17 protein-coding genes are annotated in these 20124 nt (G+C 63.1%); 8 read left to right on the forward strand and 9 right to left on the reverse strand.

Annotation, left to right across the window (positions count from 1 at the left end; all coding sequences use genetic code 11):
* Nucleotides 1–31: 31 nt before the first annotated feature.
* Both ACH79_RS44305 and ACH79_RS27285 read left to right on the forward strand, forming a co-directional pair.
* On the forward strand, nucleotides 32–331 hold the full coding sequence (locus tag ACH79_RS44305) for a hypothetical protein (RefSeq protein ID WP_246738789.1): 300 nt from the start codon (nucleotides 32–34) through the stop codon (nucleotides 329–331).
* Nucleotides 240–1835, forward strand: coding sequence for a beta-(1-6) glucans synthase (locus ACH79_RS27285; protein WP_246738727.1), 1596 nt, complete (start codon nucleotides 240–242; stop codon nucleotides 1833–1835). The genes ACH79_RS44305 and ACH79_RS27285 overlap by 92 nt, the downstream gene beginning before the upstream one ends.
* A gap of 31 nt (nucleotides 1836–1866) precedes the next feature.
* On the opposite strand, the gene ACH79_RS27290 is transcribed toward ACH79_RS27285, so the two are convergent.
* The 4 genes from ACH79_RS27290 to ACH79_RS27305 form a co-directional block, all read right to left on the reverse strand.
* Complete coding sequence (locus ACH79_RS27290; protein ID WP_161853695.1) at nucleotides 1867–2937, reverse strand: low specificity L-threonine aldolase; 1071 nt, start codon at nucleotides 2935–2937, stop codon at nucleotides 1867–1869.
* Nucleotides 2938–3119: 182 nt separating this feature from the next.
* Entirely contained in the window at nucleotides 3120–3737 is a 618-nt protein-coding gene (gene rpsD, locus ACH79_RS27295; RefSeq protein WP_065750309.1) for a 30S ribosomal protein S4, read from the reverse strand.
* Nucleotides 3738–4022: 285 nt separating this feature from the next.
* Entirely contained in the window at nucleotides 4023–4802 is a 780-nt protein-coding gene (locus tag ACH79_RS27300; RefSeq protein WP_161853696.1) for an acyltransferase, read from the reverse strand.
* 192 nt (nucleotides 4803–4994) lie between these two features.
* On the reverse strand, nucleotides 4995–5774 hold the full coding sequence (locus ACH79_RS27305) for an HpcH/HpaI aldolase/citrate lyase family protein (RefSeq protein ID WP_246738149.1): 780 nt from the start codon (nucleotides 5772–5774) through the stop codon (nucleotides 4995–4997).
* Nucleotides 5775–6021: 247 nt separating this feature from the next.
* On the opposite strand from ACH79_RS27305, the gene ACH79_RS27310 reads away from it, so the two are divergent.
* Nucleotides 6022–6489 (forward strand): heme-binding protein, encoded by a 468-nt coding sequence (locus ACH79_RS27310; protein ID WP_161853698.1) that lies wholly within the window; start codon nucleotides 6022–6024, stop codon nucleotides 6487–6489.
* 121 nt (nucleotides 6490–6610) lie between these two features.
* On the opposite strand, the gene ACH79_RS27315 is transcribed toward ACH79_RS27310, so the two are convergent.
* The 5 genes from ACH79_RS27315 to ACH79_RS27335 all read right to left on the reverse strand — a co-directional run bounded on the left by ACH79_RS27315 (nucleotide 6611) and on the right by ACH79_RS27335 (nucleotide 16064).
* Nucleotides 6611–10312: a LuxR C-terminal-related transcriptional regulator gene (locus ACH79_RS27315; RefSeq protein WP_161853699.1), complete on the reverse strand. Its 3702-nt coding sequence runs from the start codon at nucleotides 10310–10312 to the stop codon at nucleotides 6611–6613.
* 1186 nt (nucleotides 10313–11498) lie between these two features.
* On the reverse strand, nucleotides 11499–12287 hold the full coding sequence (gene murI, locus ACH79_RS27320; RefSeq protein WP_161853700.1) for a glutamate racemase: 789 nt from the start codon (nucleotides 12285–12287) through the stop codon (nucleotides 11499–11501).
* A gap of 283 nt (nucleotides 12288–12570) precedes the next feature.
* A complete protein-coding gene (gene purB / locus ACH79_RS27325; protein ID WP_161853701.1) occupies nucleotides 12571–13878 on the reverse strand; it encodes an adenylosuccinate lyase in 1308 nt (435 codons plus the stop codon).
* 162 nt (nucleotides 13879–14040) lie between these two features.
* Nucleotides 14041–14694 carry a response regulator transcription factor gene (locus ACH79_RS27330; protein ID WP_161853702.1) on the reverse strand — a complete coding sequence of 218 codons (654 nt, stop codon included), beginning with the start codon at nucleotides 14692–14694 and terminating at the stop codon, nucleotides 14041–14043.
* The gene (locus ACH79_RS27335) at nucleotides 14694–16064 is read right to left on the reverse strand and encodes a histidine kinase (RefSeq protein WP_161853703.1); all 1371 of its coding nucleotides are present in this window, start codon (nucleotides 16062–16064) and stop codon (nucleotides 14694–14696) included. Before ACH79_RS27335 ends, ACH79_RS27330 begins: the two co-directional genes overlap by 1 nt.
* Nucleotides 16065–16280: 216 nt before the next feature.
* Between ACH79_RS27335 and ACH79_RS27340 the strand changes: the two genes are divergently transcribed.
* From ACH79_RS27340 to ACH79_RS27360, 5 genes are all read left to right on the forward strand, one after another.
* Nucleotides 16281–17030, forward strand: a complete 750-nt coding sequence (locus ACH79_RS27340) for a MotA/TolQ/ExbB proton channel family protein (RefSeq protein WP_161853704.1) — start codon at nucleotides 16281–16283, stop codon at nucleotides 17028–17030.
* Nucleotides 17027–17698, forward strand: a complete 672-nt coding sequence (locus ACH79_RS27345) for a hypothetical protein (protein WP_161853705.1) — start codon at nucleotides 17027–17029, stop codon at nucleotides 17696–17698. Before ACH79_RS27340 ends, ACH79_RS27345 begins: the two co-directional genes overlap by 4 nt.
* On the forward strand, nucleotides 17691–18299 hold the full coding sequence (locus tag ACH79_RS27350) for a hypothetical protein (protein ID WP_161853706.1): 609 nt from the start codon (nucleotides 17691–17693) through the stop codon (nucleotides 18297–18299). Before ACH79_RS27345 ends, ACH79_RS27350 begins: the two co-directional genes overlap by 8 nt.
* A gap of 340 nt (nucleotides 18300–18639) precedes the next feature.
* Entirely contained in the window at nucleotides 18640–19236 is a 597-nt protein-coding gene (locus tag ACH79_RS27355; RefSeq protein ID WP_161853707.1) for a TetR family transcriptional regulator, read from the forward strand.
* Between the two features lie 147 nt (nucleotides 19237–19383).
* The gene (locus ACH79_RS27360; protein WP_161856604.1) at nucleotides 19384–20124 is read left to right on the forward strand and encodes a metallophosphoesterase; all 741 of its coding nucleotides are present in this window, start codon (nucleotides 19384–19386) and stop codon (nucleotides 20122–20124) included.

Here is a 20124-nt window from a genome sequence, read left to right on the forward strand (position 1 = left end):
AATTCGGCCAAATTGGCGCCGGGAAAATCGCGTGAACGGCATCATTTCACTCATCAAAGCGGGATCAATTTTGAGCAAACAAGGCTCACTTTTGAAGGAGCTGAATATCACCGTTTCCGTACTCTCGCGCAATTGTACACCCGGCAGGATCAGCGGGTCGACATGCCTGCCGCGCACGGTTAAACAGGCCCATCTATTCGTCTGTCAGGGGAGCAGGACCAATCGGCTTTCGTACGCCGCTGGCGCTTTTATTTCTATCGCTGGGCATCGTTGCTGCGGTGTGGTGGTGGCTGGCCACGCCGGTGGCGCTGACGCGCGCGCCGATCGATGACTCGGCGAAGCTGGAATGCGTTTCCTACGCGCCGTTCCGCAACGAGCAGACGCCGCACGATCCGACGCTCATCGTGAAGCCGGAGCAGATCACAGAAGACTTGGCCGAACTAGCCAAGGTCTCCAAATGCATCCGCACCTATTCGATCGACAACGGGCTCGACAAGGTGCCCGAGCTTGCAGCAAAGGTCGGATTGAAGGTTCTGCTCGGAGTCTGGCTCGGACGCGATCGCGCCAAGAACGCTCAACTCTGCGACATTGCGATCTCGCTGGCGAAGGATCATCCCGGTACGGTCGCGGCGCTCATTGTCGGCAGCGAAGTGCTGCTGCGCGGCGACATGACGGTGGGCGACCTTCGTCAAACGATCCAGTCGGTCAAGCCACGCGTAAATGTGCCGGTGACGTATGCCGATGTCTGGGAATTCTGGCTGCGTTACCGCGAAGTCGGTGCCGATGTCGATTTCGTCACCGCCCATTTCCTGCCCTATTGGGAGGACGTTCCGCCGCGTGCCGAAGAGGCGGCCGCGCATGTGGACGACATGCGCAAGCAGGTGGTGGCAGCCTTTCCCGGCAAGGAGATCCTGATCGGCGAAACCGGTTGGCCAAGCTTTGGGCGGATGCGCGACGGCGCGCTGGCTTCGCGCGTCAACCAGGCACGTTTCATTTCCGAGATTCTCGAGCGGGCGAGACAGGACAATTTTCGCGTCAATTTTTTCGAAGCCTATGACGAGCCGTGGAAACGCCGCTGGGAAGGAACTGTGGGCGGCTATTGGGGGCTGTTCGACGGGACCGAACGCAAGCTGAAATATCCGGCAGGCGTAGCCATCAGCAACTATCCGTTCTGGAAGCTGCAGATGGCATGCGGGCTCTTTCTCTGCATAGGCATATTCGCGGTTGCCTTGATCACGCTGAAGCGCCGGCCAACGTCACCGCCATTGGCGTCGTGGGTGGCGGTTGCCATGTCCGCGACCGCCGGCGGAATCCTGCTGGGAATCGGCGCCGACAAGATGCTGCACGAAAGCTACGGGCTCGGCGGCTGGCTGGTTCAAGGCTTCATGCTGATGGTGGCCGTGATCGCGCCACTATTGTCCACCTACGCACTGATGTCGGGGCGGGCGCTTCCGTCATTTCTTGAAGTGCTGGGGCCGCCCAAGGGCCTCACTCCATTCTTCATGAGCAACATGCTGGGCGTCACGCTGATCGTGACGACGATTTTGGCCGCGCAGACCGCGCTCAGCCTGATCTTCGATGCGCGCTGGCGCGATTTCCCATTTGCTGCCCTGACCATGGCCGTAGTGCCGTTCTGGACATTGGCGTTTCTCAACGGAGCGAAATCCGGCGAGCGGCCGCTCTCGGAAGCCGTATTCGCCGGACTGTTTGCGCTGGCGGCGGTCTATGTCGTCTTCAACGAAGGGTTCGAGAACTGGCAGGCGATGTGGACCGGCGCGGTCTATGTCCTGCTCGCCAGCGCGCTGTGGCGCGCGCGCACGCCTGCCACAGCCTGAGCTCGGATCGGTTCACGGCCTGGGGCTGACGCTACTCACCCCCGCGTACGATCTCGCGCACGATACCGACCGTCTCCTCGATCATCGCTGCGCTGACGTCGAGATGCGTGCAGGCGCGGATGCGGCCGTCCATCATCGCGAGCAGCACGCCGCGCTTGCGCAAGGCTTCGACCAACTTGTCGCCGGCGATGCCGGCGCCGTCAGGCTTGAAGAACACCAGATTGGTCTCGGGCTCCTGCACCTTGATGCCGTTGATCTGCGACAGGCCCCGCGCCAGCGCCCGCGCATTGGCGTGATCGTCGGCGAGGCGGTCGACGTGATGGTCGAGCGCATAGACGCAGGCAGCCGCGCAAACGCCGGCCTGCCGCATCGAGCCGCCGAGGCGCTGCTTCCAGCGCCAGACGTCATCGATGAAGGCGCGCGAGCCCGCGATCACGCCACCGATCGGCGCGCCGAGGCCTTTCGAGAAATCGATCCAGGCAGAATCCCAGCCTGCGGCCATGTCGCGCGCCGATATTTTGGTGGCGACGCAGGCGTTCAGCAGCCGCGCGCCGTCCATGTGGGTGATAAGCCCGTTCGTCTTGGCGATCTCGACCACTTCATCGAGCGCCGCCTTCTTCCAAATGGTGCCGCCGCCGATATTGGCGGTCTGCTCGACACTGACGACAGTCTGCGGCGGCTGGTAGCGCGAGCGCGGGTGCAGCGCCGCGCGGAATGTTTCCGGCGCGAACTGTCCATCGTCGCCCGGCAGCGGCGTGATCTGGAATCCGCCAAGTGCGGCATGCGCGCCACCTTCGCGGGCAATGATATGCGCGCTGGCATGGGCGAGAATTTCGTCGCCGGGCCGGCAATGGGCCAACGTCGCCGCGACGTTGCACATGGTGCCCGAGGGCATGAACACGGCGGCTTCCTTGCCGAGCAGGTCAGCCACGCGCTCGCACAGCAAGTTCACCGTCGGGTCGTCACCGATCTGCTCGTCACCGACCTCGGCCCGCGCCATCGCCTCGCGCATCGCTTGTGTGGGGCGCGTCTGCGTGTCCGACAGCAGGTTGATGCGGATGGGATCGGCGTTGGGATCGCGCGGGGCAGGGGTGTAGTGCATGGATTGCTCACAATTTTTGCATGGCCGGGCTTGTCCCGGCCATGCACGTCTTCTTTTGCCGCGGTGACAATAAAGGCGTGGATGCCCGGGACAAGCCCGGGCATGACGGAACAAGCATCTGCGCCAAACAAAAAGGCCCCGGCAAAACCGGGGCCTTTGATATCTCGGAACTCAAAAACCGATCAGCGCGAATAGAATTCGACGATCAGGTGCGGCTCCATCTGGACTGCGAACGGCACGTCCGACAGCGCCGGGATGCGGGTGAACTTCGCGGTCATCTTGGAGTGATCGGCTTCGATGAAGTCGGGCACGTCGCGCTCGCCGAGCTGGCTTGCTTCCAGGACGGGGGTGAGCTGCTTGGAGGATTCCTTGATCTCGACGACGTCGCCGGGCTTGAGCTTGTAGCTCGAAATGTTGACGCGGCGGCCGTTCACCTTGATGTGGCCGTGGTTGATGAACTGACGCGCGGCGAACATGGTCGCCACGAATTTGGCGCGATAGACCACGGTGTCGAGACGGCGCTCGAGCAGGCCGATCAGGTTTTCACCGGTGTCGCCCTTCATCCGGCCGGCCTCGACATAGATGCCGTGGAACTGGCGCTCGGAAATGTTGGCGTAATAGCCCTTCAGCTTCTGCTTGGCGCGGAGCTGGACGCCGAAGTCGGACAGCTTGCCCTTGCGGCGCTGGCCGTGCTGGCCGGGGCCGTATTCACGGCGGTTCACGGGGCTCTTCGGGCGGCCCCAGATGTTCTGGCCCATACGGCGATCGATCTTGTATTTCGCCTCACTGCGCTTTGTCATCGCGTCCTCTGCTTTACGAGTTTGAATGTTGAGGAAACGCGCCCTCCTGTGCACCGGCATGGCCGGCGCCGACAGGTCCGCCTCGAAAGCTCGGGGAAGACCACGGGTCGCGAAACGCATCGCGGGCCGAAACCGGCCCGCGAGCAAGCGGGGTATTAGGGAGAAACCGCCGTTCTGTCAACGAAAACGGCTGTCATTCCGGGGCGATGCGAAGCATCGAACCAGGAATCTCGAGATTCCGGGCCTGGTCCTGCGGACCATCCCGGAATGACCGCCAAGAGGCGGTCAGGTCGCGACCGCCCGGACCGGTTTGGGCTCGATTTGCTGCCGACTGCCCCGCAATTCAGCCGATATTTCGCCGTTCAGCACCTGTTCCAGCCGGTTCAGGGCCTTGGCCATCGGGGCCGCGTCGGTAACCCGGTGATCCCAGCGCAGGACGACATCGATGGTCTGGTCGGGCTTTTCCACCCCATAGCTCAGGACGAAGGGCCCGGGGCTGATGGCTTGGAGCTGGCCCGCCCCATAGGCGGCCACGGAGGTCACGCCAAAACTGCCGAAATAGTTGGCCCGCTGGCGGCCGAAATTCAGCCCGATCGCCCAGAACAGGCGGCGGAGGGGCAGCGGCAACCGGGTGGTTCGCAGGATCTTCCGGAACGCCGGCACCTCGTTGATCGGGGCCTTCTTGGCGTGTCGGATCAGTGCCTCGACCTCGGCAAGCGGCATTTCGTCGGGCGCAGCGACCTTTTGCGGCAGCACGCAATCCTGGCCGTCCTCGACCCGGGCGATTGCCACCATCGCAACGCTGCGCGGCAGCTCATAGAACGCAGGTCTCGGCCACTTGACGTAGAGGGTGCGCAGGATCGGCTCTTCCTTGGCCACCAGCGCGAACGCCTTGACGAAGATCGCGGCCCAGCCCGCCCGCTGGGCGGCCTGCGCGCGGGCTTCGTGCAGGGTGCGGATATGAAGCGGACGCGTCAGCGAAACAAAGGGAACGCGGATTGAGGCGTGCATGAGGTCGGCGACCAGGCGGCGCGGTAGTGTGATTTTTCGAACCGTTCCGCGCATCGTTCCGCTCGGGTTTCCGCAATAGAGAAATCAAATGACCGAAGGGCCGCTTATAGCCTGCCGGCCCTCATCTAGCACGAACAAGGCGTTTTGACGCCAGTAGGTTCTCGCGCCGAGTGGTCAGCCGGCGGGGCAGCTCGCAGGGCGACGTAAACTCCAAGGACTTTGAAGGGCTTGCCGCCATCTCGGCACCTATCGCCTGATCCCGTCAAAGCTCGCAGCGATGCCGCGCTGGAACAGCGACCAGTCAAAGCCGAGCGCCAGCGCGACATAGCCGCGGTCGATCATCCTGTTGGCCTGCTCGGCGGTACGCGCCACGCCGCCGATCGGCACGCCGCTCCTGAGGATGCCTTCCTCGGCCCGCTTCATCAGTTCCACGACTTCTGGATCGTCAGGCAGGCCGCGCTTGTTGATGGAGGTCGCAAGGTCGCCGGGACCGATCACCGCGAGGTCGATGCCCGATGTTGCCATGATCTCGTCGATGCGCTCGACCGCCTCGACATGCTCGATGGTGATCATGCAGATTACGTCATCGTCGGCGGTCGCCATGTATTCCGGCATCGACACGCCCCAGCGGAGTGGTGCGTGGAACGGGCCCCATAGCCGCTCGCCCTTCGGTGGATAGCGCACGCTGCGCACGGCCTTTTCGGCGTCCTCGCTGCTGCAGATCATCGGGAAGTTGATGCCGAGCGCGCCGAGGTCCATCGGCGCTTTCGCCAACCACGGCTCGTTGGCGGCAATCCGCACCATCGGCACGCAGGGCGTGCCCGCGGTGGCCGTGATCATCGCATGCGCCGAGCCGAGGTCGATAGGCCCGTGTTCGAGATCGACGATGATGAAGTCGATGCCCGAACGAGCCATGATCTGCACGGTCTGGATCGAGGGGATGGTCGCGATCGCGCCGAAGGTCGGGCGTCCCTCCCGCCATAGTTGGCGCAGACGGTTGAGCGGCGCAGGTTTTGCGGAGGTCAAGGCAGAAAACTCCCTCATCAAATGACTCGTTCAAAAATTCGGCGTTCGGTTTCACATGGATAAATCAGGCAGTTCGAAGCAGTCTTCGGAAATCGGACGGACGGCTGGCCGGCAATTGGGCCGAGCGTACACGCATGTCGAGCGCTTGGCTGGCCCTAACCAGGAGCTTTGCGGCATCATAGACCGGACATCGACGTTTCGTCCCGGTATAATCCCTTGCACAATAAACCCAGGGGAGGAGACAAAGATGAGGACAATACTGGTCGCTGCCGCACTTGCCGCCCTTACCGTCGGCGCATCTGCTCAAGACAAGCGCCCCGATTACGGCACAGCAGTCAACGCCGCGGGCGCGAAGAAGATCGCAGCCGGCGTCGTCGCCGAATGTCAGAAAAACGGATGGAACGTGGCAGTCGCTGTCGTCGATAATCACGGTTTCCTCGTGTACTTCGAACGCATGGACAATACGCAGACGGCCAGCATGGACATCGCCGTCGGCAAGGCGAAGGCTGCGGCGACCTATCGGCGCCCGACGCGCGTCTTCATGGAGACGATCAACAAGGGCGGGCCGGCCACGGCCACACTTCCCGGTATCTTCGCCTCGCCTGGCGGATTGCCGATCATGGTCGACGGCAAAGTCACTGGCGGCGTGGGGGTGAGCGGCGTCACCGGCGACCAGGATGAGCAATGCGCCAAGGCCGGCCTCGGGACTACATAAAAAAGTTGCATCCTGCGCACAGGCGTCGGCACGGTTCTGCTGTAGCGCGTGCCGCGCCTTCGTCTGCGCATCACGATGGGCAGCTCGCTGCGATCGTAGGGGACTCCGCTGCCAACACTTTTCACGTGAGCAGTTCGTGGGGCGAATGTGCTATGGAATGGTGCCGACCGTTATTGTCGTGACTGGTCGCGTGTTCCTCCAAAGCAGGTGAGCCCATCTCAAGGATTGCCGCCAGCTCGGCGCCGTGAAGAACGGGCGTATCGTTAAGCGCTTCTGGCTCAACGGTCGCGGTGAGGGTGGAAGGGGGAGGCTGATCTTTGAAGTGGAATGCCTGGCCAGCGCCGCTGGTCCCGAACGCGGGTTCGGCCGGCTGGGGGGTGGCCGTTGATGCCTTTGCAGAGGCCGAGTGTGACGGGTGCGGCGAGTTGCCATGGCCGTCACTATTACCCCGTGCGACGCCAGGTTCGACCGGCTCGGCCGCTTCCACGGTGCTTGCGGATGCCTGATGTGAAGAGTGCGAGTTGTTGTGGCCGACGCCGTGGCCCGATGTGACGCCCGGTTCGGTTAATTCGCCGGCCGCCGATGCCTTTGCAGAGGCCGAGTGTGACGGGTGCGGCGAGTTGGCGTGGCCGTCACTATTACCCCGTGCGACGCCACGCTCGACCGGCTCGGCCGCTTCCACAGTACTTGCGGATGCCTGATGTGAAGAGTGCGAGTTGTTGTGGCCGACGCCGTTGCCCGATGTGACGCCCGGTTCGGTTAATTCGCCGGCCGCCGATGCCTTTGCAGAGGCCGAGTGCGAAGGGTGTGGCGAGTTGCCATGGCCGCCACTATTGCCCGGTGCGACGTCAGGTTCGCCCGGCTCGGCCGCTTCCACAGTACTTGCTGATGCCTGATGTGAAGAGTGCGAGTTTTTGTGGACGCCGTTGCCCGATGTGACGCCCGGTTCGGTTAATTCGCCGGCCGCCGATGCCTTTGCAGAGGCCGAGTGTGAAGGGTGTGGCGAGTTGCCATGGCCGCCACTATTGCCCGGTGCGACGTCAGGTTCGACCGGCTCGGCCGCTTCCACAGTACTTGCTGATGCCTGATGTGAAGAGTGCGAGTTTTTGTGGACGCCGTTGCCCGATGTGACGCCCGGTTCGGTTAGTTCGCCGGCCGCCGATGCCTTTGCAGAGGCCGAGTGTGACGGGTGCGGCGAGTTGGCGTGGCCGTCACTATTACCCCGTGCGACGCCACGTTCGACCGGCTCGGCCGCTTCCACAGTACTTGCGGATGCCTGATGTGAAGAGTACGAGTTGTTGTGGCCGACGCCGTTGCCCGATGTGACGCCCGGTTCGGTTAATTCGCCGGCCGCCGATGCCTTTGCAGAGGCCGAGTGCGAAGGGTGTGGCGAGTTGCCATGGCCGCCACTATTGCCCGGTGCGACGTCAGGTTCGACGGGCTCTGCGACTGCGACCGGGGCGGCGCTTTGCATTGCCAACTCGAGAATTTCAAACCCGGCGGTTGCGGGCGCCTTGCCATTCCCGGCTTCCTTAGACCCGGTGTTCGCGTGGACCGGCTCCTTCTTGAAAGTGAGATTGTCCTCGGTCAGGACCGTCGCTTGGCTATGAGCAAGCTCGATTGATGATACGTGCACCGGCACAGTAGCCGCACCATCGTCGTCGCTCTCCTCGGTTGCATAAGTTGGATCGTCGCCGAAATTGATGAGCCTACTCGAAACGTTGGAACCGACCCGGTCTCGCCCGAAATGGAACCTCAATCCGTCGTCGGCAGGCATGGTCCAGATACCATCCGTTTCGACCGCGCTCTCGCTCGCATCCGTTTCAATGGCGGTGCCAGCCGTGAGAACGGTCCCATCGCTAGCAGCCGCCGCCAGCAACGCAGGATCGATTCCTTCCAAGACCGCCGCGCCAGCCGCCGCTTCCTGCTCGTAGACGAAATCCAACTCGGCAACGGACACAACTCCCTGCAAATGGATTTCCAGCAGGGCCGGATCGCCGATATCAAGGCTGCGATCCGTCGGATTCACATAGACGATCGTTTCATTGCTCGCGGGGTTGTAGATCCAGGCGAGGGTATGCGGCGGCACGGACTTGCTTGTTGACGTCATGTGCAGGAACGCCAGGGCGCCGAAAGCCGCCAGGTTGATCTTGTCCTCTCCCGATGTGAAGTCGATGATAGTGTCGAACCGGGTAGAGTTGGAGTCGATCGCTGAAAGATAGACAAAGATGTCATCATCCTTGCTGCCCGTCAGCCGGTCACCGTTATATCCGCCGATGATGGTATCGTTGCCGTTGTTGCCGTTGATGGTGTCGCTGCCTGATCCTCCGTAGATCGTGTCGTCTCCACCGGTACCCGCAATCGTATCGTTCTCCGAGCCTCCGTAGATAACATCCACTAAGCCGGTGCGATTGAGGGTGTCGTCACCGGCGACGCCATGGATTATTTGGCCCGCGTTACCTTCTCCTGTGACGCTGTCCTGTCCAAACGCGAGCGGCAGACTGGAGTCGTGGACAACTGGCCCCGAAGCCGGGTTATCGACATCGTTGGGATCTGCATGGCCGGCGCCATGAATGGTGATCGTCGCCACTTGTGTGGTGCCATCCATGGTGGCGATCGCGGATGCGTCGATCACGCCCGGGTCGAGCACCTGCACTGCGGCATGGGAGTTGTTGAGCGTGTAGATCCCCACGCCGGCGGCTATGCTGAAGGCGCCATAGCCTCCACGACTCTTTATCGGATTCGAGGCAAACTCCAGTGGCGGGAACTGCTGCTGCGCCGTGGGGCTGCCGGTCTGGTTAATCGCTTGCAGCAGCGGCGAAATGAAAGGATAGGGTGTGCCGGACCCGATCGGGCCGTAACTTCTCCCGAAGTTGGAGAGGACGGCCTGCTCAGCCGCGTGCAGCTCTTCCATTCTCGCCGTCGAGTGCGTGACTTGGTTCGCCTTAATTGGGGAGTCTCTCTGGGTGAGCGCGACCGTCTCGCCGGGATCTGCAGCGATGACGTGCCGGAGGATCGCTTTCTTCCAGAGCTCAAATACGGAGTGCTCAAGATCCTTGTAGGCGGTGCTGTCCTCATCCAGGAAGGTGTTGTTCGCGTCCGACGCCTTGAGGTCGCTCGAAATTGCGAAGGCCAGGGCGGCAAGCGAGAGCGTGCCGAAGCCGGTGGATCGTTGCAACAACGCGATCGTGGCGAGCACGGTCCTATTACTGATTTCAAGCTTATGAAATATGTTGTAGAGGTGTACTTTGACTGTGCCTGGGGAAAGGTTCAGCTGGCGCGCAATCTCCTTGTTCGACAAACCTTCGGCCACTAGTCGTATGATTTCGCGCTCGCGGTGCGTGAGCACCCTCAGCATTTTTTCGATTTTGGCGCCGTATGCTTCCTTCCCGTTTGGCGAGAGGTCTTGGCGCGCACTGGTGCGCTCCGTCATCAGCCTCAGGGAACGCAGAATGGTGTCGGGGTTTGCGTAGCTCGAAATTGCACTGCAAGCGCCGGCCGCGATTGCCGCAGTGAGATCGTCGTCTCCTTCGGGTTCGGCAAAGAACGCCAGCCGAGTGGGAAGATTCTCTGCTTTCGCAATAGCGAGGATCTCGGATACCGTCAGGTCAGGCAACGTGTCAGCTACGAGCGCAACGTCGGGTGTTAAATTCCGAATCGCATCGAGGCAGTTTGATCCGGAACTACACGACGCAACAATCTCAAAGTCGTCCTGAGCTGCGAATACCGACCTCAACCCCTGCAGAACGATTGGTTGTCGATCTGCGATCACCAGCCGGATGCAGCGCGTGAATGTTCCTTGGTCCAGGGACACATCTAACATAGACTTGGCCTCGCATGCCCAGCGGGGTGCCTTAATCCTCTTGCTATCCCAGCGCCAAGTCTAAATTGTCTGGCGCCGGCAGCCCGGGCTACCCGCCGCAATCTCCGAACCGGATAATTCATTGCGCAAAGGGAAGGCGAAAAAGCTGCCATCAGTTTGCGTCTTTGCGCTGCGAGATTCGTCCAATCCACTTAGAACTCTCAAATATGCGTTCAGGATGAACCTTTTTTGTATCCCACCGCAAGCCCGATTCTAGCTTGATCGACTAGACGCGAAATAGCCGATTGTGCATGTCGCAGTTGCATCTGGCAAGCTGATCATCCTGCACTGGTGTTGAACATTTCCCGCTTTGTCCGTATCTTGCGTTTATGGATCGCGAGCGGGAAGAATTGGCAGTCCATGAAAAGTTGGCGCGCTGTAGACAGCTTGCCAAACAATACGTTAGTGAACCAACGGCAACTCACCTTCGGGAATTAGAGGCAGAGTTACTGGCGCAGCTTCGTCGATTAGAGGAGCAGTAAGGCCCAGCCAAGCCGCGGCCTCTTGGTGGTGCTCCAACGCCGGGGCGGGCAGACCTGCCTCCGGGATGGGGGTGTTTGGGAAGACGGACACGGAGGTGGCCGTAGTACGCCGGCGTGACAGTTTGTTCCTAAATTGTCCGCGTAGTTCTACGAAGGCCCCAGGTCTCGGCAGATGTTCTTACCGGTGGACGCTGGCGAGCTGTGGCTCTGCTGCCTGATAATCCCGCCGCACGTTGGCGCCGCGATGGCCGCAAACCGAGCAGACGAATAGGGCCTCCAGATCAGACAGCCGCAGGCTCTCGGGCCAGCAGTCAGCGTCCATCACAACCGAATGCGAGCACTTGTTGTCGCCGCAGAACACATGCAGTCGGCGAGAGCCGGACTGCCGCATTTGCCCAAGGGTGATCGTCTGCTCGAGTAGCATGCGCGAAATTCTGCCAAGAGTCGCAGCCAGCCTGAATATGGCATCCGGCATAGATTGACTAAGTGGCACGGTCCGGGGGGCATCCGGAAAGGTGGCTCGGTGCCTCCTACCAGAAAGTCTTACAGTTTCGTGTGGAGGAATTCTCGATGCCGCGAGAGTAATCGAGACCATCGCCGGTGCGTTCTCTACTTCAGCGGTGCCTTCTCGACTCTTCCTTTTTGATACATGCCCACAGGCGCCTTTATGCCAGGACGCGCCCGCCGAAAAACGGCATCAGTGCCTGGCTCAGCCTGTGTGGCCGCTGGGAGGTGAAGATCATCTCGGCCCCGGCGTCATCGCGTTGCCGGCCCGGTGATCCCAGCAGTTCGGATGCGCGCCGGGCGATGGCGGGGGCCGGATCGATCCAGTCGACCGGCCACGGCGCGAGCCGTGTCAGGCGGTCGAGCAGCAGCGGATAGTGGGTGCAGGCCAGCACGACGGTGTCGGTGCGGACAGCGCCATCTCCGACAAAGCAGGGGGCAAGCTCGGCGGCGATATCCTCGTCGCGGACGTCGTTGCCGCTGAGCGCGGATTCGGCGAGCGAGGCGAGCTCTGCCGATCCCACCAGCGTCACTTCGCAGCCTTGCGCGAAATCGTCGATCAGGCGCCTGGTATATTCGCGCTTGACCGTGCCCTTGGTGCCGAGCACCGACACGCGCTTGGTCCTCGAACTGGCGCAGGCCGGCTTGATCGCAGGCACGGTGCCGACAAACGGCACGCTATAGGCGCTGCGCAGATGCGACATGACCAGCGTGGACGCGGTGTTGCAGGCGATCACCACCAGAACGGGGGCGTGGCGCGCGATCAGTTCGCCGACCAGCGGCACCACGCGGGCGATGATCTCTTCCTCGCTGTGATGGCCATAGGGAAAGAACGCGTCGTCGGCGACATAGACGTAGTGCGCCTCAGACCGGACCCGCACGATCTCGCGCAGCACCGTGAGGCCGCCAAGGCCGGAGTCGAAGACGAGGATTTTGGGCGGTGATGACACGCTGCGACCTTAGCCGATTTGCGGTTACCGTTAGGTTGCTTTGAGGGGGCCGACGGGGCATGCAGATTGTCGACGGCGAATACGACGATTTGGAGCCATTTAAATCGGCTTGGCAAGGCCGGAAAACTGCCGGGGGCGGGCCAGCCGGCGTACACCGGCAAGGTTCGACCAGTGTGCGAGAGAAGCCCTGCCAAGCGGTTGCATCGGTTGGAACTTCCCCCAATTGAGAATGCGGCTTAACGTTCATCGACGACGACGATTACGGCCTCGCCGACGCTTCCCGTCAGCTCTCGCCGAACACGCGCTTGAAGATCGTGTCGACGTGCTTGAAGTGATAGCCGAGGTCGAACTGCTCCTCGATTTCGGCATCGCTCAGGTGCTTCTTCACGTCCGGGTCTTTCTTCAGCAGCGTCTGGAAGTCGCCTTCGCCGCGCCACACCGGCATGGCGTTGCGCTGGACGTATTTGTAGGCGTCCTCGCGGCTGGCGCCCTTCTGCGTCAGCGCGATCAGGAGCCGCTGCGAATGCACGAGACCGCCGAGGCGGTCGAGGTTCTTCTGCATGTTGGCGGGATAGATCAACAGTTTCTCGATCAGCCCGGCAAGGCGCATCAGCGCGAAGTCGAGCGTCACGGTCGCGTCCGGCCCCATCATGCGCTCAGCCGAGGAGTGCGAGATGTCGCGCTCGTGCCAGAGGGCGACATTCTCCATCGCCGGCGTCACATAGGCGCGCACCATGCGCGAGAGGCCGGTCAGGTTTTCCGACAGCACCGGATTGCGCTTGTGCGGCATTGCCGACGAGCCCTTCTGGCCCTCGGAGAAGAATTCTTCGGCTTCAAGCACCTCGGTGCGCTGCAGATGGCGGATTTCGATCGACAGCCGTTCCACGGAAGAGGCGATCACGCCGAGCGTTGCAAAATACATCGCGTGGCGGTCGCGCGGGATTACCTGCGTCGAGATCGGCTCGGGCTCCAGCCCCATCGCCTTGGCGACGTGCTCTTCGACGCGCGGGTCGATCTGGGCGAAGGTGCCGACGGCACCCGAAATCGCGCAGGTCGCGACTTCCTTGCGGGCGGCGACGAGCCGCGCGCGGGCACGGGAGAACTCCGCATAGGCATAGGCGAGCTTGAGACCGAACGTCACCGGCTCGGCATGGATGCCATGGGAGCGCCCGATGGTCGGCGTCATCTTGTGCTCGAAGGCGCGCTTCTTCAGCGCGGCCAGCACCTTGTCTAGGTCGGCAATCAGGATGTCCGCGGCGCGGGTCAGCTGCACGTTGAGGCAGGTGTCGAGCACGTCGGAGGAAGTCATACCCTGGTGGACGAAACGCGCCTCGGGGCCGACGATTTCGGCGAGGTGGGTCAGGAAGGCGATGACGTCGTGCTTGGTCTCGCGCTCGATCTCGTCGATCCGGGCGACGTCGAAGGTGACGTTGCGCGCCTTGGCCCAGACGGTCTTCGCAGCTTCCTTCGGGATGACGCCAAGTTCCGCCTGCGCGTCCGCCGCATGCGCCTCGATCTCGAACCAGATCTTGAAGCGGGTCTGGGGCTCCCAGATCGAGGCCATTTCCGGGCGGGTGTAGCGGGGGATCATCGACGACTCCGGGCAGGTGGGCGGGCGCTTGCGGGCGGGTCCCGGCCAAATGTTTTTTACGCTGCGCTTTAGCAAATCGTGCCGGAGGAGGCCACCCGTACGGGGCTGCGAGAGCGGGAAAACTGCCCCGGCCGGGCCAAAAAAAGGCGTGGAGCCCCGCAGCTACAGGGTCGCCAGCCCGCACTCCACGGCGAGGCGGACAAGCTGGGCATCCGTGCGCATGCCGGTCTTGGTCTTGATCAGGTAGTGGTAGTTCTGCACGGTCTTGATGCTGAGGTTGAGGTTTGCCGCGATCTGCTCCGTGGTCGCGCCGGCTGCCAGTTGTCTCAAAATCTCGATTTCCCGCTCGCCGAGCTGATCGAGCATCGATCCCGAAGGGGAGAGGCTGTCCATCGCCAGAACACGGGCGATGTCATCACTGATCGCCTGCTCGCCGCGGATAATCGAGCGGATCGCCCGGATCAGCTCGGCAGGGGCGGAGCCTTTGGTCACATAGCCGTTCGCCCCGGCATTGAAGGCCGCCTTCACCTGCGCTGCCTCGCTATGCATGCTGAAGACGAGAATGCGGGTGCTGGAGCTGCGCGAGCGGATGTTCCTGACAGCTTCGAGGCCGCTGGCGCCCGGCATCAATATGTCCATCACCACGACCGCGGGAGCGTGCGCCTTGAATGCACGGTAGGCGTCGGCCGCATTGTCGGCCTCGGCCACCACATGGAAATCGTCCTGGTGTTCGAGGACGCGCCGATAGCCTTGCCGGACCACGGGATGGTCGTCGACGAGCAGGATCGAAATGCCTTGCGTCTGCGGCGCGGTCATCAGGCTGCAAGCGGGATCGTGGCGGCCACGCTCACCCCGCGATGGGCATCCGCGATCGACAGCGAGCCGCCCAGCGCGGTGATCCTCTCGCGAATGCCCGTCAGCCCGAAGCCGGTGGACGCTGCCACCCTGGCCGCATCGCCGCCGCCATCGTCCTCGACATGGACCAGCAGCGCGTTTTCCGTCCCCGTGCGCCGCTCGATCCGGAGCACGATCTCGCGCGCCGAACTGTGGCGCAGGGAGTTGGTCAGGCACTCCTGAGCGACCCGATAGGCAGTCGCGGCGACGGCACCGCGGACGTCGGCGAGATCGCCCTTGAGGTCGAGCTGGATCATCGGCTGCGCGGCATTCCGTGACCGCCAGCTATCGACGAGGTCGACAAGGCAGGCCTCCAGCCCGAGTTCCTCGGCGGGCGGATGGCGCAGGCGGTTCAGTGCATCCCGCAGGCTGGCCATGATGCGATCGGTGGCTTGCGAGATCATCCGCGCATCCTGCGCGACTTCGCTCCTGTCGTTTTCCCGCGTGCTTGTCGCTTCGATCGTGCTGGCGAAAGCCAGGATCGCGGTCAGGTTCTGCCCGAACTCGTCGTGCAATTCGCGGGCGAGCGCACGACGTTCGTCGCTGCGGATTTCGAGCAGACGCCGGGTCAGCGCGGCGCGTTCCTCCATGGACTGCGCGAGGCGGTCGCCGAGATCGCCGACGGCCTGTCCGATCATGGCAAGTTCCATCGACTGGAAGCGGGGCAGTGACGGCCGGTATTGGCCGCGGGCCATGCGCTGCAGGGCGGTGACGATCTGTTGTGCGGGCGCCAGCGTATGCGCGATCGCCAGCGATGCGAGAAGCGCGATTGCCACCGCCATCAGCAAAGCGAGGTTGATATTGTCGAGGACGTGTTGCCAGGCCAGCGCGATGGCGGCATTCGGATCGGGCGTGGCCGAGACACTGCCTGCATTGGCGGCGCGCGTGCTGATCGGCCGGACGACCGGACCGTGACTGCCGAGCAGGGTGTGCACGGCGGCTGCGAACCAGCGCGGCGGAGTTTGGCCGATCCCCTTGCTCTGGCCGCAGAGCGGCCCCTCGAATGCGCCGGCGGGCTCGATCTGAACGCAGATGCCCGGCGAAATCAGGCTCATCGTTTGAATGGTGCGCCATTCCGGCACCGGCACCAGCTGCTCGCGCATTCTGCTGCTGCGCAACATCAATTCGCGCCAATACAGCGCTTCCAGCGCGACCGAGACGCGTTCGGCCGAGGCGGCCGTGGCGCGATCGACGCTGCGATAGGCGTCGATCGTCGCCCAGATGGTGGCTGCTCCAAGGCACAGGGTGACGACGATAAGCAGGCGGGCGACGAGTTGAAGCACGAGGCGCATGCGATCACTCCGCGGCGTGTCGGTAAGCCTAACAGCACCCCCGATTGGTGCCAATTGCAAGCCGGGCGGCGCGGTGCAACTCGGGAAATTTTCCCAACCAATCCTGGGCGTATGTCTTTGGACGAAACCGGGACGGCTGATCTAACAAAGGCCAGAGGCCCGTTCGCTGCCCCGCGTCGGGTGGAAGCCTGCGGCCTGCCCAAGGAGCTGCGCAGCATGAGTACCACGGCAAGCGCCGACATCTTATCGTCCGCGGAGACGTCGGAACGCAGCGTCCTGCTGTTGTGGATGATCTTCACCGGATTGTCGGTCTTCGCCGTCGTCGTGCTCTGGCGCTACGGGTTGCTCCATCTCATCGTCGTCTCCGACCGCACCTATATTTCGAGCGTCATCGGCGTCCTCTACATCCTCACCTGCTTCCATTGCTTCTGGCGCAGCCGCGCGATCGCGCGCGAGGGCGAGATCACGCGACGCTGCCGCGCCCTCCTGTCGGCGCCCGGGGAGCTAAGGGGACTTGATGACGTGCGTGCACTTCCGGGCGGCCTGGTGCCGGATCACATCCGCAACCTGGTGATGAAGGCGCAGGCGCAGCCTGCCGGGCGGATCGACCAGACCCTGCTGCTGCGCTCGCTCGCCGATCGCCTGCGCGGCTCCAACGGGTTTGGCGCCTTCGTGTCCGACACGCTGATGAAGCTCGGACTGCTCGGCACCATCATCGGCTTCATCATCATGCTGGCGCCGATCGCAACCCTCGACGCGGCGGACAAAGCCGCGATGAAATCATCCATGGGCCTGATGAGCGACGGCATGGCGGTGGCCATGTACACGACGCTGGCCGGCCTGATCGGCTCCATACTCGTGAAGATTCAATACTACATGCTGGACGCCGCAACCCAGCGGGTGTTTTCCGACGCCGTCATGCTGACCGAGACGCACGTTACGCCCGCGCTGGAACGAAAGTCATGATCGATGACTTCGGTCTCTATCCGCGCGAGGAGCCGTTCGATCCGCTCGGCGTGATGCTGTTCAAGGCGCTTCAGGTGATCGCGTTCCTGTTCTTCCTGGCGCTGCTGGCGGTCTCGCCGGATGCGAAGGACGGCAAGATCGATTCCAAGGCCGAGTTCATCATCACCATGGACTGGCCCGACAATCATCCCGACGACCTCGACCTGTTCGTGCAGGACCCCGCCGGCAACGTTGCCTGGTACCGTCGCCGCGAGGCCGGCTTTCTCACGCTCGACCGCGACGATCGCGGCGGCGCCAATGATTTCATCGTCGTCAACGGCAAGAAGATTCACTCGCCGATCCGGGAGGAGATCGTCACCGTGCGCGGCGTCGTCTCCGGCGAGTATACGGTCAACATCTCGCACTTCCAGGCTACGACAGGGCAGCCCGTCGCGGTGAAGGTGAAGGTCCAGAAACTCAATCCGACCGCGCAGGTGATCTTCGACGACCGCCTGACGGTGGACCACACCGGCGACGAAAAGACTGCGTTGCGCTTCTGGCTCGATGCCGAGGGCAAGGTGGTCGACGTCCAGCAGCGGCACAAGTCGCTGATGGAGACGTTCCGCAATGTCCGCGCCAACGGTGCCGACCTCGATCCGAAAACCGGTGTCAGGATGCGCCGTGAATAACCTGCAATCGGTCGTCCTCACGCTCTCCGTCAGCTACGCGCTAATCGGCGCGCTGCTGCTGATTGTCCTGGTCTATGCACGGCTGCCCTGGTCGGCCAAGGCGGTCTTGGTGGTCGTGACCAGCGCGTTCTACATTGCGAGCTTCATCGGCGTTCGCGGACTGTTGGGCTGGGCCAGCGTCGACGCTCTGCCCGCAAGCTTCAAGCTGCTGCAGGCCCGGATCGTGGAGCCGCACTCGCTGGAGGGAGATCCGGGTTCGATCTATCTCTGGGTCGAGGCGCTCGATGACGGCAATCGGCCGAGCGGCGTCCCGCGGGCTCATCGGCTTCCCTATAGCGACAAGCTCGCGCAAAAGACCGACAAAGCGGCCAGCGAGATCGCCGCCGGGCGACCACAGGGCGGCCGCGCCGCCGATTTTGGCGATGGCGGGGGTAACCTTCTCCAGGCCGCCCGGGAGTACATCATGCCGACAGCGATCATCGATACTTCGGGCGGCGACCCCTCCACGGGCGGGGCATTGGCCGCAGCGCCCCGCGACGGCGACGGAGTGTCGTTTACACCGCTGCTTCCGCCGCGGATGCCGCCCAAGGACCAGCAGTAAGGCTTCCGCTGGGGATGGGGAGCGGGCGCTCGAAGGCCGGTCAATCACGGATTATTGACTGACAGATATTGAAATCTGTCAGCGAGACATGCTATATCCATTGCCGACGCCGGTATTGGGGCGTCATCCGGCTCGTTGGCTCTGAGTCCGGGTACTTGCAAAGGACTACTGCCATGACTGCCCAAATCATTCAAAAAATCCAACACTGGCTTAACCAGAGCGTTGCCCGCCATCTGGCGGCGCAGGCCGAGCGGCTGGAACCGGTGAAACATTAACCTCGTCCGGGGCACTACAGGGGGACTAGAATGACCACCCATCCCGTCGTTTCGCAGGTGCGCGCATGAACGAAGTCGTGGTTCTGACCCCCGAACGAATCCTGGAGGTCACTGAGGACGTTCTGCGCCGCTACGGGCTCGCCAAGGCAACGGTGGTCGATGTCGCCCGTGCCCTCGACGTCAGCCACGGCAGCGTCTACCGCCATTTCCCCAGCAAGGCCTCGTTGCGCGAGGCGGTGGCCAAGCGCTGGCTCGACCGTCTCAGCGCACCGCTCCTGAAGGTCGCGGAAGCGTCCGGCCCGGCGCCGGCGCGGCTCGACAAGTGGCTGCGCACGATGTTTGCGATCAAGCACGAGCGGCTTGGCGACGATCCCGAAATGTTTGCGACCTACCTGACGCTGGCGCGCGAGGCCTGCAAGGCCGTGAGCTGCCACAAGGACTGCCTGGTCGATCAGATCGCGCTGATCCTGTCCGACGGCGTGAAGCAGGGCGCGTTTGAGGTCGCCGACGTCAAGGCGACGGCGCGCGCCATTTTCGACGCCACCAGCCGCTTCCACCATCCCGCCCATGCCGAGGAATGGAACGAGCCCGGTGCCCCGGCGCGGATCGATGCGCTCCTTGGGCTGCTGCTCAAGGGGCTGGAAGCGCCACGCAAGCGCTGACCCTTTCCCGCATTATTGATCGCCGTTGCGAGCGGAGCCGCGTGACCCTCGCGCCTTCCGTCTGATTGCAACCCGCAAGCCGCCTGTTGTTTGATATCCATCAAGACAGGCGCAGGTGCGTGCGCGATGATGGATGCGGAGGAAAATGTGCGTCTGGCGCTGTTTGCGGACATCCATGCAAACCGGCAGGCATTCAGCGCGTGCCTCAATGCCGCGCGCGCCCGCGGCGCGGAACGGATCGTCTGCCTCGGCGATGTCGTCGGCTATGGCGCCGATCCCGAATGGGCGGTCGATACCGTGATGGGCCTTGTCGACGAGGGCGCGCTTGCCGTCATTGGCAATCACGATCACGCCGTCAGCACCCCGTCCGAGAACATGAATGCCGCAGCCACGGCCGCGATCGAGTGGACGCGCGGCCGGCTGAGCGTCGCGCAACGGCGCTTTCTGGCGGAGTTGCCGCTGAGCGTGCGCGAAGACGATCGCCTCTACGTGCACTCCGAAGCATCTCACCCGGCGCGCTGGCACTATGTGCGCGATACGCCCGATGCCGCGCGCAGCATCGAGGCCACCGATGCCCATGTCACGTTCTGCGGACACATCCACCGGCCGGCGCTGTATTCGATGTCGTCGGCGGCGAAGATGACGAGCTTCGTCCCGACCACGGACGTGCCGGTGCAGTTGCTCGGCGGCCGGCGCTGGCTTGCCGTTCTCGGCTCCGTCGGGCAGCCGCGCGACGGCGACCCGGCGGCCTCGTTCGCAATGCTCGACACGACCTCGCGCGAGATCAGCTATTGCCGCGTGCCTTATGACGTGGAGACGGCGGCAGATCGGATCCGCGCCAACGGCCTGCCGCATTGGCTGGCCGATCGTTTGCTCATGGGGAAGTAA

The sequence above is a fragment of the Bradyrhizobium sp. CCBAU 051011 genome (genome assembly GCF_009930815.1).
Classification (GTDB): Bacteria; Pseudomonadota; Alphaproteobacteria; order Rhizobiales; family Xanthobacteraceae; genus Bradyrhizobium.